This window comes from Bacillus sp. AF23 (genome assembly GCF_020861455.1).
Taxonomy (GTDB): Bacteria; Bacillota; Bacilli; order Bacillales; family Bacillaceae; genus Bacillus; species Bacillus halotolerans.
The window spans coordinates 1-555 of record NZ_JAJHVY010000049.1; the positions used below are offsets into that span (position 1 = coordinate 1).

Genomic DNA, 555 nt, shown 5'->3' on the forward strand with positions numbered 1-555 from the left:
CGGAAAATAGAGGACCGAAAATAAGAAAGATCCGTTCCGAAAAATTGGAGACGAAACAGAAGAAACAGGTTGAAAAAGAACCAATTGCCATCATTGGAATGAGCGGAAGGTTTCCAGATGCAAGGAATGTAGAGGAACTATGGTCCCTCCTGCATGAGGGAAAAGATGTCATTCGCAAACCTCATGAACGTGCAGAATGGCTAGAAACTCATAAGGACGACGGCAGAGCAACAAACAGAAGTTTCGGAGTGGTACCGGGAGTTGATGAATTTGACCCTTTCTTCTTTGAATTATCACCACGTGAAGCAGAGATGATGGATCCCAGACAGAGGCTGCTGCTTCAGGAAACATGGAAGGCATTAGAAGATGCCGGCTATGGTTCCAAGTCATTTGAAGACAGAAAAATAGGGATGTTTATAGGAATTGAGGAAGGCGACTACAGGCTGTTAGTAGGAAGCGAGGCGGGCGTCACTTCAAATCATAATGCCATTCTGGCGGCACGACTTTCTTATTTCTTAAACCTTGATGGCCCAAACATGGCCATCAATACGGCGT

1 protein-coding gene is annotated in these 555 nt (G+C 45.2%); it reads left to right on the forward strand.

The annotated features are described in order from the left end of the window. Positions 1-555, forward strand: a 555-nt coding sequence (locus LNN34_RS21770; RefSeq protein ID WP_229044611.1) for a polyketide synthase, incomplete at both ends; no start/stop codon positions are given.